The sequence below is a fragment of the Stomatobaculum sp. genome (genome assembly GCF_057248925.1).
Window position 1 is genome coordinate 77885 of record NZ_DBHIHF010000010.1, and the last position, 12445, is coordinate 90329.

General features: G+C 58.4%; 10 protein-coding genes. 3 read left to right on the plus strand and 7 right to left on the minus strand.

Annotation, left to right across the window (positions count from 1 at the left end; all coding sequences use genetic code 11):
- Positions 1-7 precede the first annotated feature (7 nt).
- From ACO4XG_RS05130 to ACO4XG_RS05140, 3 genes are all read right to left on the minus strand, one after another.
- Positions 8-1075 (minus strand): ABC transporter substrate-binding protein, encoded by a 1068-nt coding sequence (locus tag ACO4XG_RS05130; RefSeq protein WP_308508328.1) that lies wholly within the window; start codon positions 1073-1075, stop codon positions 8-10.
- Between the two features lie 110 nt (positions 1076-1185).
- Positions 1186-1911 carry a tRNA (guanosine(37)-N1)-methyltransferase TrmD gene (trmD, locus tag ACO4XG_RS05135; RefSeq protein WP_308508327.1) on the minus strand — a complete coding sequence of 242 codons (726 nt, stop codon included), beginning with the start codon at positions 1909-1911 and terminating at the stop codon, positions 1186-1188.
- Positions 1908-2393, minus strand: a complete 486-nt coding sequence (locus ACO4XG_RS05140; protein ID WP_308508326.1) for a flavodoxin family protein — start codon at positions 2391-2393, stop codon at positions 1908-1910. The genes trmD and ACO4XG_RS05140 overlap by 4 nt, the downstream gene beginning before the upstream one ends.
- Positions 2394-2611: 218 nt before the next feature.
- Between ACO4XG_RS05140 and ACO4XG_RS05145 the strand changes: the two genes are divergently transcribed.
- Positions 2612-3385 carry a TraX family protein gene (locus tag ACO4XG_RS05145; RefSeq protein ID WP_308508325.1) on the plus strand — a complete coding sequence of 258 codons (774 nt, stop codon included), beginning with the start codon at positions 2612-2614 and terminating at the stop codon, positions 3383-3385.
- Between the two features lie 15 nt (positions 3386-3400).
- On the opposite strand, the gene ACO4XG_RS05150 is transcribed toward ACO4XG_RS05145, so the two are convergent.
- Positions 3401-4318 (minus strand): heparan-alpha-glucosaminide N-acetyltransferase domain-containing protein, encoded by a 918-nt coding sequence (locus tag ACO4XG_RS05150; protein ID WP_308508324.1) that lies wholly within the window; start codon positions 4316-4318, stop codon positions 3401-3403.
- Between the two features lie 149 nt (positions 4319-4467).
- Here ACO4XG_RS05150 and ACO4XG_RS05155 point away from each other — a divergent pair, with 149 nt between their 5' ends.
- Entirely contained in the window at positions 4468-6408 is a 1941-nt protein-coding gene (locus tag ACO4XG_RS05155) for a flavocytochrome c (protein WP_308508323.1), read from the plus strand.
- Positions 6409-6688: 280 nt separating this feature from the next.
- Here ACO4XG_RS05155 and lon read toward each other — a convergent pair whose 3' ends face one another.
- From lon to ACO4XG_RS05170, 3 genes are all read right to left on the minus strand, one after another.
- Entirely contained in the window at positions 6689-8962 is a 2274-nt protein-coding gene (gene lon, locus ACO4XG_RS05160) for an endopeptidase La (RefSeq protein ID WP_308508322.1), read from the minus strand.
- A gap of 102 nt (positions 8963-9064) precedes the next feature.
- Positions 9065-10321 carry a 6-phosphofructokinase gene (locus tag ACO4XG_RS05165; protein WP_308508321.1) on the minus strand — a complete coding sequence of 419 codons (1257 nt, stop codon included), beginning with the start codon at positions 10319-10321 and terminating at the stop codon, positions 9065-9067.
- Between the two features lie 149 nt (positions 10322-10470).
- Positions 10471-11031, minus strand: coding sequence for a biotin transporter BioY (locus tag ACO4XG_RS05170; protein ID WP_308508320.1), 561 nt, complete (start codon positions 11029-11031; stop codon positions 10471-10473).
- A gap of 157 nt (positions 11032-11188) precedes the next feature.
- Between ACO4XG_RS05170 and bioB the strand changes: the two genes are divergently transcribed.
- Positions 11189-12214 carry a biotin synthase BioB gene (gene bioB, locus ACO4XG_RS05175; protein ID WP_308508319.1) on the plus strand — a complete coding sequence of 342 codons (1026 nt, stop codon included), beginning with the start codon at positions 11189-11191 and terminating at the stop codon, positions 12212-12214.
- The last annotated feature ends 231 nt before the right edge of the window (positions 12215-12445 follow it).

Below are 12445 nucleotides of genomic sequence, written 5' to 3' on the forward strand. Positions count from 1 at the left end.
CGCCTCCTTACTTCTTGTCGAACTCTTTTTTCGTCGTGATTTCATTGACCGCCGTGCTGTGCGGCGCAAAGTCCTTCTTCAGGGTCTCAAGATCATAGCCGAGTGCCTTCGCCGTGTCGGTGTTGACGGTCGCGATGCCGTTGTCAAAGGTCTTGACCGGGACGCTGCCTGCATTGCCCGCCTTCAGCACTTCCGCCGTGAGATCGGCGGTCTCCTTGCCGAGCTGCGCGTAGTCGACGCCGTATCCCACAAATGCACCGTTTAACGCGAACGAATCCGCACCGCCGAAGTGCGGAATCTTCGCCGTAATCAGCTTCTCATAGAACGAGAGCTCCGCGTTCTGCACCGTGTTGTCGGTCGGCGTGAAAATCGCATCAACCTTCTCGGCAATCAGCGCGTCGACCGCCGCATTGATCTCATCGTTCGTCGTGCCGGTCTTCTCGATGTAGCGGATGCCGTGCGCATCGAGGAAGGCCTTGGCGTCCGCAATCGGCTTCTCGGAGCTGTCCTGGCTCTTGGAATACAAAAGACCCACATACTTGGTGTCCGGCTTGGTCGCGAGAATCAGCTCCATAATCGCGTCCGTGTTCAGGCTGTCCGAGGTGCCGGTGATATTGCCGCCGGGCGCATTCAAATCCTTCACAAGCTTTGCGCCAACCGGATCGGAGACCGCCGAGAACACAATCGGCGTCTCGGAATGGCCTTCGACCGTGGACTGCACAATCTGTGCCGCCGGGGTTGCGAGCGGAATGATCACATCCACCTTATCGTCAAGGAGCTTTGCCGCCATCTGGTTTAAGGTCGCGGAATCTCCCTGGCCGTTCAGCGTGTAGGGCTTATACTCGTAGCGAACCTCGTCGTTCGAGAGCGCGTCAAGCTCCTTCTCCACATTCTGCGCAATCTGGTTCAAGGACGGGTGATCCATAAACTGGAGAATGCCGACCTTATAGACCTTTGCGCTGCTGTTCTCTGCCTTGCTGTCTGCCTTCGCACCGTCGCTCTTTGCGCCGCAGGCCGCGAGCGCCAAGGTCATAAAGCCAAGGAGCGCTGCCGCCGCCAGTCTGTTCTTCTTCATCTGAAAACCTCCCCTGTTGTACTGCGAGCATACCGCCGAAAACGCCCCGTGAGCACTCGCTCACGGGGCGAAGAAAAGCGAAGTATCCTCTGTCGTCATATCTGCTGATTTTATCTCTTTTGCGAGGTAAGGTCAATCGTTTCCAGCAAATCCGGGCGAAAACGCGCGGTTGCGCGAACTGCCGCCGACTGCCGCCATTCTGCCACTTTGGCGTGGTCGCCGCTATAGAGAACCTCCGGCACGCGCTGCCCGAAGAGTTCGGCGGGCTGGGTATACTGCGGATACTCGAGCAGTCCGGTCTCAAAGGACTCCTCCTCCGCGCTGCCCGCTTTCAGCACGCCCGGCAGGAGCCGGAGCGCGGCGTCGGCGACCGCCATCGCCGGAATTTCACCGCCCGTCACAATATAGTCGCCGATCGAGATGCGCTCATCCACCGCCTCGAGCGCCCTCTCATCGATGCCTTCATAGCGCCCGCAGAGCAGCACGAGCGTGTCGCAGGCCGCATAGCGGTGTGCGGTCCGCTGGACAAACGGAAACCCGGTCGGCGTGAGTGCCGCAACCAGACTGCCGTCCGCGCCGCCTTGCTGTCCCGGTTTCTCCTGCAGGCGCCGCCCGGTCAGCGCTTCGACCGCGCGAAAGATGGGCAGCGCGCGGAGAACCACGCCTCTGCCGCCGCCGAACGGCGAGTCGCTGACCTGCCGAAAACTCCCGTCCGCAAAGTCGCGGAGATCCGCGACCTCGATGGAATGCCCCTGCCGCCTCGCGAGCTGCACCGCATGCGAGGCAAGATAGCTCTCAAAAAATTCCGGCGCGATGCTCAAAAAGACCAGTCTCAACGGATTGCGTCCTCGATCGCCGCATCCTCCGCGAGCTCCTGCTTCCAGAGCGCATAGTCGTCGCGCTGCATGATGCCGAAGTGGAAGGGATTCCGGATCTCGGCATTCGGAAAGAGCGCCCGGAGGCTTTCGAGCGCGCGGCTCATGTCCGAGCGTCCCGAAGTTGCAAACGGAATCAGGCACTTGCCGTCCGCCTCGAGTCTCCCGAGAAACTCTTTATAGTAGTCCGGCATATCGTCCCACCAGATCGGGAAGCCGAGGAATAAGGTATCGCAGTCCGAGACATCCGGCGTCTCGGTGACGGACTTCGGCAGATTTTTCTGCAGGCGGTCTGCGACCACGCGCGCGCAGGCGGAGAAAAAGCCGCCGTAGAGCACATCCGCCTCGACTTTGAGCAGCGGACTTTCAAAATCCTTCGCAATCCGCTTTGCGATCTTCTCCGTGCTGCCCGTTTTGCTACAGTAAATGACCATTGCATTCATGATTCGTCCCTCGTTTCCGCGCGCTGACCGCGACTTGTCTTAATTTGGATAAATTCAGTATACCATGCCGCACGCGACAGGGCAAAGAGCCGGAAAAGCATACTGCCGACACACGGCGGGTGGATAGGTCGCTTCGCATATATTATACTGATACCAACGAAGCCTATCTGAAACACCGCTCGAATACACAATGTCTGCGATTTTCCCGGAGGTCCCCTATGTTTGCAAGTCCTCGCGCCCGCATCAAGCTTCTCGCCCTGCTTTGTATGACCCTTAACCACTTTGCGCACATGTTTTTGCCGGGCAGCAGCCCGCTCGCCATGTTACTGACGGGACTCGGCTACTTTACCGCGCCCGTCATGTGTATGTACCTCACGGACGGCTACTTCTACACCCGTTCGCGGCTCGGATATTTGAAGCGCCTCGCCGTCACGGCTCTCCTCTCGCAACTTCCGTTCTGGCTCGCGTTTCGCATTCCGTTTCAGCTGAACATGCTCTTTTCGCTCACCTTTTGTCTGCTGCTTCTGACAGTCGCCGAGGAAATGAAGGGAAACCCGTACCGGACGCCGCTCCTTGCCCTTCTCTTTTTTGTATGCACCTTCTTCTCGGATTGGTCCGCGTTTGCACCTGCCATGGTGCTCCTCTTTCTCGCCGCGCGCGGTGTCCGCGAAAAGAAGCGCTACGGCTTTCTCTTTGCGATGCTCGGTCTCTCGATTGACGCTGTCATGACCGGATTCGCCTTACAGGAGCCGCTCCCGTTATTCTGTTTCCGCCTGTTCTCCGTGAACGCGGGACCGCTTCTCGCACTCCTCATCGCCTACCCGGCGGAACCCGCTTTCACGCGCCCGGATCCGCGCGCCGAAGCGACGGCGCAGCAAGCGCCCGCCGGCGTTAAGCCGCGCGCCGCACGCGTCTCGCAGTGGTTCTTTTATCTCTACTATCCGCTGCACCTCACGGTTCTCGTCCTGCTAAAACACTTTGTGTTCGTCTGAGCAAAGCGGCGGCATTCAGCGCCGCAGGCGGATTGCGATTTCAAAGATTGCCATCCAGATCGGCTGATGCAGGAGGTAAATCGGCAACGCGTGTCTGCCGACCCAGGCGAGCAACCGCCCTCTCCGGCGAAAGAGCGACTTCCCGAAAAGCCGCCGAAGCAGAATCTCCCCGAGTGTGCCGCCCTCTTCCGCGGGCGCAATGCCCCCGAACCCTCCGTTCATGCCGCGCGCCGTACAGGACTTTGCCGCGGCAGCCGCATCGCGCCGCTGTTCCGCCCGGTACTGCGAGAGAAAATAGCCCGCGAGAAACAAAAATCCCCAGGGCAGCAGCGAAAAATAGTCGAGCGACGAGAACTCGGCCGGCGGAAAGCCGAGGCAGGCCGTCAAACGACTGCGATACAGGGCGTCCGGCAGCGTGATAAGCTTAAGGCTCTCAAAGCCGAGGCTTCCCTGATTCACATTGCGGCACAGGAAAAACAGTCCGAGACAGAGCGCAGCGCCGAGAGGGCCTATCCGACACCAGGAGCGGAGACGCATCTCGCGCGAAAGCCAATCCTCCGGCAAAACGAGAAGTAGCTGCCAGAGCCCCAGAAAGCTCAGAATACCGTAGTGGATTTCCTGCCCGAAGGTGCCCGCGACCGCCTCGACGAGCGCGCCCGCAAACAAAATCGTCGCGCCCCGCCGGAACTTGTTCGTCCCGAGCGCGTAGCTATAGCCCGACAGAAAAATAAAGCTCCAGCAGATGCTCTGCTGCCAGACATAGCCTGGCAGACCGCTGTACCAGTCAAAACCCGGCAATTCGAAATAGTAGACCAGATCCCAGAGCCCGTGGTACAGACACATGTTGATCACCGCGATGCCCCGCCAGACATCGAGCCACATAAGACGCGGCTGCTGCTCTTCTTTTTCCGTTTTTTCCCTCTGTTCTTTCATCCTTCACCTGTCCCTCTGCGCTGCTCGAAGACCACCGGGCTCCGCATTCACTTTTCCCTGTATTTTAGCAAAACTCTTCCCGTTTTCACATATTCAGACAGCCTTCTCTATGATATGATAAAAAAATAACAAAACAGGGAGGGACACCCATGAAACAAAAACGAAGCTTCTTGCCGTATCTCCTCATTCTGATCGGCATCATACTTCCGATTTTTCTGATGCAGCACCTCATGCAGACCACCGCGCATAAGGGCGGCGTCGCGAAAAAGGACATTCCGGCCGATGCCGTCACCGCGACCGCCTCGGCGCAGGGCATGAACGGCCCGGTCGAGGTCGAAGTCATTGCGACACCGGACCGGATTTACTCTGTCAAAGTCGTAGATCACCACGAGACCGAGGGCATCGGTACCGTGGCAATCGGCGAGCTCCCGGAGAAAATCTTCAAAAATCAGAGCTATGAGCTCGATGCCGTCTCGGGTGCGACCCTCACCAGCAACGCAATCCACGACGCCGTGAAAGCGGCGCTCGAGCAGGGCGGTATTGATCCGAAGCCCTTCTCGACCGCAGTCCACGAAGTCCGCGAAAAGCAGCCGGATCAGACCCTCGACACCGACATCGTGATTGTCGGCGGCGGCGGTGCCGGTCTGACCGCTGCGATTGAGGCGGCAAATGCCGGCAAGAAGATTGTGATTCTCGAGAGTCAGGCCATGGCGGGCGGCAATTCGATTCGCTCGACCGGCGGCATGAATGCGGCAAAGACCCCCGAGCAGGATAAGAACAGCTTCGACGAGGCGGCGGGTGTCGAGAAGACGCTTACGACCGCCGAAGAAAAGTACGCGGACAATGCAGCGATCACCGAACTCGCAAAGACAGTTCGCGAACAGTGGGCAGCCTACCAGGCAGCCCCGAACGGCTACTTTGACTCCGTGGAGCTCTTTGAGCTCGACACGCTGATCGGCGGCAAGGGGCGGAATAACCCCGAACTCGTCAAAGCACTTGCCGCGAATTCGGCGGACGCCATCCAGTGGCTTGATAGCATCGGCGCGCCGCTGTCCTCCGTCTCGAGTTTCGGCGGCGCTTCGGTGAAGCGCATTCATCGCCCGGTCAATGCCGAGGGCAAGACCATCTCGGTTGGCACCTTCATGCTCCCGATTCTCGAGGAAAATGTGAAGAAAATCGGCGCGGATCTCCGCCTCGAGACCAGAGCCGAGAAGCTCCTCACCGACGAGAGCGGCAAGGTGGTCGGCGTCGAGGCAGTCGGCCCGACCGGCGAGAAGGTCACCGTACATGCAAAGGCTGTCATTCTTGCGAGCGGCGGCTTCGGCGCAAACCTCGAGATGGTCACCAAGTACCGTCCGGAACTGAAGGGCTTCATGACCACCAACGCAAAGGGTGCACAGGGTGACGGCATTGTGATGGGCGAGGCTGTCGGCGCAGACACCGTGGATCTCGACCAGATTCAGATTCACCCGACCGTCGAGATGAACACGGCAGCACTGATCACCGAGGGACTCCGCGGCGACGGTGCGATTCTCGTGAACAGCGACGGCAAGCGTTTCACCGATGAAGTCGGCACGCGCGATGCGGTCTCCGCCGCCGAGATTCAGCAGCCCGGCAGCTATGCTTATCTGATTGTCGATCAGGCGATGACTGACGCTTCCAATGTCATTCAGGGCTATATCAAGAAGGGCTACACGACGCAGGGCGACAGCTATGCAGCGCTCGCCACTGCTCTGCAGATTGACCCGACCGCCTTTGAGACCACGATGAACGAGTGGAACGCGGCGGTCGCGGCAAAGACAGACAGTCAGTTCGGGCGCACAAGCTTTGCGGCACCGCTCAGCACGCCGCCCTACTACGCAATCAAGGTCACGCCGGGCGTCCACCACACGATGGGAGGTCTCCGGATTAATCCGAACGCCGAAGTCCTGACTGCCGACGGCAATCCGATTCCGGGTCTCTTCGCAGCCGGTGAAGTAACCGGCGGCGTGCACGGTGCGAACCGCCTCGGCGGCAATGCCGTCGCAGACTTTGTGGTCTACGGCCGCATTGCGGGCAAGCAGGCAGCTGCTTACCTCAGCCAAAATTAATTTGCTCCTTTCGTTACACTACCTACCATAAAGCTTCAAGAAAGAGAAAGACCCCGGCGCTGCCTGCTTTTCGCAGGCAGCGCCGGGGTCTTTTGAAGTAACGCGGAGATATACAAACGGCTCTCGCCGCAGAAAAAGATAGTATAGTCTCCGTCATTTTAAGGGAAAGTCATCCTTTTAAGGGAATCCTAAATTACCGACCTTCCCGGCAATTCAGAGCTTTTGCTTTTCTTTGTTTCACTTTCGCGATACGCGTCTTATGCTTTTCGTCTCAAGCTTTCTAGAGCAACCCGAGCCTCCTCAGCACTTCGCTCACCTCGCGGACCGGAATGATTTCGAGTTTCTCCCGCACTTCGGGCGCGACATCCTCGAGATCCTCTGCATTGTCCGCGGGGATAAAGACAGTCTTTACGCCCGCCCGCTCGGCCGCCATCAGTTTCTCCGGCAGGCCGCCGATCGGCTTCACCTCGCGCTGCAAACTCACCTCGCCCGTCATCGCGACCGTCGAGGGAACCGCCTTGCCGGTCAGAAGGGACGCGAGCGCCGTGGTCAGTGTGATACCCGCGCTCGGGCCGTCCTTCGGCGTCGCGCCGTCCGGAACATGAATGTGGAGATCATTTTCCGCAAAAAGCTGCGCCTTCTCCGGGAAGAGCGCCTTCACCTTGCTGACCGCAAGCTCCGCCGACTCTTTCATGACATCGCCGAGCTGTCCGGTTACATGAATCTTGCCGCTCCCCTTCGTGAACAGAGTCTCGATGTAGAGAATTTCGCCGCCGACCGCGGTCCAGGCGAGGCCTGTCACAATGCCGGGCGTCGTATTCTCACGCACCTTGCGGTGCAGAATCGGGTGCGTGTCCATCAGAGACCGCAGATTATCCCGCGTGACAGTGAGCGGCTGCTTGTCGCGGAGATACCGTACGGCCGCACCGCGGCACAGCTTGTCGAGACAGCGCTTTAATCCGCGCACGCCCGCCTCCCGCGTGTAATCCGAAATCAGAATGTCCAAAATCTCATCCGGAATCAACACCTGCTCCGCCGTGAGTCCCACGCCGTCGAGTGCCTTCGGAAGCAGGTGACGTTTTGCGATTTCCTTCTTCTCAAGCGGCGAGTAGCCCTGAAACGAAATCACTTCCATGCGGTTTAAGAGCGGCGCCGGAATGGTCTCGAGACTGTTCGCCGTGCAGACAAAGAGCACATCCGCGAGATCGTAGGGCACATTCAAATAGTGGTCGGTGAAGCTGTGATTCTGCTCCGGATCCAGCACTTCGAGCAGCGCGCTCGCGGGATCGCCGTGGAAACCGGTCGAGAGCTTATCCACCTCGTCGAGCACCATGACCGGGTTCGAGACACCGCTCTTCTTGATGCCGTCCATGATGCGCCCCGCCATCGCGCCGATGTAGGTTCTCCGGTGACCGCGGATATCCGCCTCGTCGCGCACGCCGCCGAGGCTCACACGGACATACTTTCTGCCGAGCGCACGCGCGATCGAGGCGCCTATGCTCGTCTTTCCCGTGCCGGGCGCACCGACAAAGAGCAGTATCGAACCGGACTGCTGCCCCTTGAGTGACATGACCGCAATCTGCTGCAGAATGCGGTCCTTCACTTTTTTGAGGCCGAAGTGATCTTCGTTCAGCACCTGCTCCGCCGCCGCGAGGTCAATCGCCGCGGCCGCCTCCTTCTTCCACGGAAGATTCGTCACATAGTCGAGGTAATCGTAGAGCAGACCGCTCTCCGCACTCTGCTGCCCCTCCTGCTTGAGGCGCTTCAGAACCTTTTCGGCCTCTGCCTTCGCGCTCTCGTTCATCCCGAGGTCCTGAATCTTCAGCTCAAACTTCCGGAGATCCGAGACCTTTTCGGGGTGCAGGTTGTCGAGTTCCTTTTGCAGATACTCGATCTGCTTTTTCAGCGCGTTCTCGCGGTACATCTTCTGATATTCCTCTTCCTGCGCGCTGCTCGCCTCGCTGTTCACCTTGTGAAACTCCAGGTTTTCACGAAGCAGTTCCTCTAACTTTTGCTCCCGCTTCTCGCGGCTGTCCTCGGCGAGAATGTCCATCTTCTCCTCGGGCGAATTGATGAGCCAGCGGTTCACAATGCCCGCGATGTCGCCGAGCGACGCCCAGCGGGACATCATGCCGCGGAGCATGGGACCGAACTGCGGGTTGTCGCCGTAGGCCTCGAGCATGTGCCGCTTCATCTGCTTCAGCCGCTCCGCCGCGACCGCCTCGTCAAGATCCTCAATGTCCGGCCTACGCTCCACATCGAGATCAATGCTGTGATCTGGGTAGATGTTGACCGACCGGAGATTGACGCGCATATTGCTGCGGAATACCAGCACGCCCTGCTCGCCGACCTCGACCACGGTGCCGCTCACGCCGATCGGATAGAAATCGTCCGCGGTGAGCTCCTCTCTGGTCTTGTCCTCCTTCATAAAAATCAGAGTCACACGCTCTCCCGAGACCGGGACTCTGCCTATCATTTTATCAAAACGCTCCAGTGAGAGCGGAATACTCGCGCCGGGCACTGCCAGAATGTTATAAACCGGTACAACTGCCATGTATCAACCTCCTCTGCGCTTACTGTTATATTTGTTATGTAACAGAATGATACCAGCGCACAGGAGTTCCGTCAAGCGCATCTTTTCGCGATAGCCGCCGTCTCAGATCTGATAGTCGCTGTAATTCTTCTGGTTCATCACGAGGTGGCGCGGCAGACCGGCGACCATCATCGGATTATAGTGACCCTGAATCAGCGGCTTCACATAGCTCACGAACTCATCGGTCACATAGTCTCCGGCCGCGTTGATCCAGCTGCGCGGCACCAGTTTCTCACCGTTTGCGATTCGGTGCACATCGTAGACGCCGATGGCCGACTGGTAGGGGTCATCCGAGACGCGGTCTATGACGACCATCACGCCGCTCGAGCCCTCATCCGCCGCTTTGACCGTCGCACCGCCGACCGCAAACGCCTCATCCACATCGACGCGGCTCGCGAGATGTGCCGCCGCGCGCTGCAGGGTCGAGAGTTCCACGGCGCGGGTCTTGATGCCGAGGCGCTCATGCACGAGCCCCGCGAGATAGGAGGCCGTGCCCGTCATCTGAATGTGCCCGAACGCGTCCTTGCTGTGCGCGCCGTCCGCAAGCTCGCAGACATAGGCGCCGTCCGCCGTCCGTATGCCCTCGGAGACCGCCGCGACAATCACATCCTTCTTCTCGAGCAACTCCGTCACGCGCTCCACAAAGGCCTCAATGTCAAAGGGCACTTCGGGGAGGTAGATGAGGTCCGGGCCGTCGCAGTCCTCCTGGCGCGCGAGAGCCGTCGCACCGACGAGCCAGCCGGCATTCCGCCCCATGATCTCGATGATGTTCACATTTTTCTTCTTATAGGAGAAGCCGAGCGCGTCGCGAATTACTTCCTTGGTCGAGGCCGCAATGTACTTTGCCGCCGAACCGAAGCCCGGCGTGTGGTCGGTAATCGCGAGATCGTTGTCGATGGTCTTCGGGCAGCCCACAAAGCGCTGCTTTGCGCCGGTGAGGAGTGCGTAGTCCGAGAGCTTCCGTATCGTGTCCATCGAGTCGTTGCCGCCGATGTAGATAAAGACTTCAATATCCAGTTTGTCGAGCAGCGCAAACACCTTGTCAAAGACTTCTTTGTCCTCGTGAATCTCCGGCAGTTTGTAGCGGCAGGTGCCGAGGAAAGCCGACGGCGTGCGCTTCAGAAGCTCGAGTTCAAGCTCATTCCGGATATAGTCCGAGAGATCCACATACTGCTCATCCAGAAAGCCCTGAATACCGAAGCGCATCCCGTAGACCTTCTGATAGCCACGTTCTTTTGCTGTCTTGAAGACACCCGCAAGACTCGAATTGATGACAGCGGTGGGACCGCCCGACTGCCCGACCAGCACATTCCCTTTCATGATATTTCCTCCTTTTTCTGCGCTGAATAGCTCAACTTTTCAGCTCTTTTTAGTATAACGAAAGTTTTAAAAAGAATCCAGTGTCAGAAAAAGAGCGAAGAACTAAGGTTCTTCGCCCTTTTTTCTTTCTCTTCGATTTTGAAAACGCGTCAGGCGAGGCTTGCCGTCGCTCTTGCCTGCAGGAAGCCGCGCAGCCGCTCTCTGACCGGGCGCCCGATGATAATCGCAAAGCCGAGCTTAATGCAGTCGAGCGGGACAAACGGATAGACACAGACCGCAAGTGCCTTCGAGAGCGCCATCTTGGTCTGTCCGACAAACCATGCGGTACCGGCCGCATAGCAGATAATCAGCGCGACAAACATCACAACCGCCTGCAGCGGGACATTCTGATAGAAGCGCTCCACCACGAAGCCCGTCATCAGCGCCATCAGGATGAAGGCCATCAGATAGCCGCCGGTCGGTCCCAGAATCTTTGCCGGGCCGCCGCTGTAACCGGACATGACCGGAACGCCGACAAAGCCGATCAGCAAATAGACAAGGTAGGCAACGGTGCCGTTCCGCATGCCGAGAATGTAGGCAGCGAGGTATACCAAAAGCGGGGTCAGGGAAAACGGTACTGCACCGATCGGAATCGACATGGGTCCAAAGATACACATCAGCGCTGTCATCACTGCAATCAATGCCATGTTGCGAATATCCAAACGTTTCATTCTCTACTCTCCTCTTCCTGTGCGTTTTGCACTAACGCTTAGCATACCTGTCCGGCCTTGGATTGTCAACCTCGAACATATTTTCGGTTGACAAATTTCGTTCTGACTGGCTATACTGGGCAAGGATTCCATTGAATACATTCGGGAGGCATGCGATATGAACGCATTGAAATTGGCAGAGGAAATCATTGGCGGGCGCCGTCTGAAGCGGGGCGATCGGGAACTGGAGGAGCTTCTGACCGTGGATCTCACGGAGCTCTGTCAGGCGGCGGACAAACTCCGCGAGACCTATTGTGAGGACAAAGTCGATTTATGTACGATTATCAACGGCAGAAGCGGCCGTTGCAGCGAGGACTGCAAGTACTGCGCGCAGTCCGCACACTCGAAGACCGGCTGCGAGGAGTATGCGTTTCTGCCGGAGGATGTGATTGTCGCTGCCTGCAAGGCGAACGAGCGCGAGGGCGTGGACCGCTTCTCGATCGTGACCTCCGGGCGCTCACTGACCGGCGAAGAGTTCAAGCACGCGCTCGCCGCTTACCGCCGCATGGCCGAGGAGTGCAAGATTGATCTCTGCGCATCCCACGGCTTTCTGACGAGAGAGCAGCTGCACGAGCTGCACCTCGCGGGCGTCACGAGCTATCACGACAACATCGAGACTTCGCGCCGCTTCTTCCCCGAAATTTGCACGACCCACACCTTTGACCAGAAGCTCGAGACCATTCGCGCCGCCAAGGAAGAGGGGCTCTGCGTCTGCTCCGGCGGCATTATCGGCATGGGCGAGACCTGGGAGGATCGCATCGACATGGCGCTGACCCTTGCCGAGCTCGGCATCGAGTCGATTCCGGTCAATGTCCTGATGCCGATCAAGGGCACGCCGCTCGGCGAGCGCGAGATTCTGAAAGACGAAGAGATTCTGCGCACGCTTGCCATCTTCCGCATGATCAACCCCGAGGCGAATATCCGCCTCGCAGGCGGCCGTTCGGCGCTCTCCGACAACGGCGCGCACAGCTTTGCCTGCGGCGTCAGCGCGACCATCACCGGCAACATGCTGACCACGAGCGGCTCTACGATTCAGCAGGATAAGGCGATGCTTCGCGCAATGGGCAGAGATGTGCAGCCCGAGCGGGAAAAGTATCCGGTGCGTCCCGCCTGCTTCGAAGGCGGCAAAAAGAGCGCGCAGTAAACTTCGCTGAGACACCGGTTCTTTTTGTCCGCGCAGCCGTAACAAGCGTTTGATACCCCAAAAAGGCTAAGCGGACAAAAAGAGTTGGTGCTAGCTCCAGAGTTCGGGGTAGGGAGTTGTCCTATGGAGTTCATTCCATATGGTTGCATCAGCCCACATCGGGATTGAACTCTCCGCCTTTTTCTGTTGCGAGAGTCTTTTGTATATCTCTGCAATACTTCCATCTGTCGG

Excerpts from the sequence above, each read along its gene's own strand:
- lon (WP_308508322.1), bottom strand. The coding sequence starts at position 8,962 with ATGGCAGTTGTACCGGTTTATAACATTCTGGCAGTGCCCGGCGCGAGT.
- bioB (WP_308508319.1), top strand. The coding sequence starts at position 11,189 with ATGAACGCATTGAAATTGGCAGAGGAAATCATTGGCGGGCGCCGTCTG.
- ACO4XG_RS05140 (WP_308508326.1), bottom strand. The coding sequence starts at position 2,393 with ATGAATGCAATGGTCATTTACTGTAGCAAAACGGGCAGCACGGAGAAG.
- ACO4XG_RS05145 (WP_308508325.1), top strand. The coding sequence starts at position 2,612 with ATGTTTGCAAGTCCTCGCGCCCGCATCAAGCTTCTCGCCCTGCTTTGT.
- ACO4XG_RS05165 (WP_308508321.1), bottom strand. The coding sequence starts at position 10,321 with ATGAAAGGGAATGTGCTGGTCGGGCAGTCGGGCGGTCCCACCGCTGTC.
- ACO4XG_RS05150 (WP_308508324.1), bottom strand. The coding sequence starts at position 4,318 with ATGAAAGAACAGAGGGAAAAAACGGAAAAAGAAGAGCAGCAGCCGCGT.
- ACO4XG_RS05155 (WP_308508323.1), top strand. The coding sequence starts at position 4,468 with ATGAAACAAAAACGAAGCTTCTTGCCGTATCTCCTCATTCTGATCGGC.
- ACO4XG_RS05170 (WP_308508320.1), bottom strand. The coding sequence starts at position 11,031 with ATGAAACGTTTGGATATTCGCAACATGGCATTGATTGCAGTGATGACA.
- ACO4XG_RS05130 (WP_308508328.1), bottom strand. The coding sequence starts at position 1,075 with ATGAAGAAGAACAGACTGGCGGCGGCAGCGCTCCTTGGCTTTATGACC.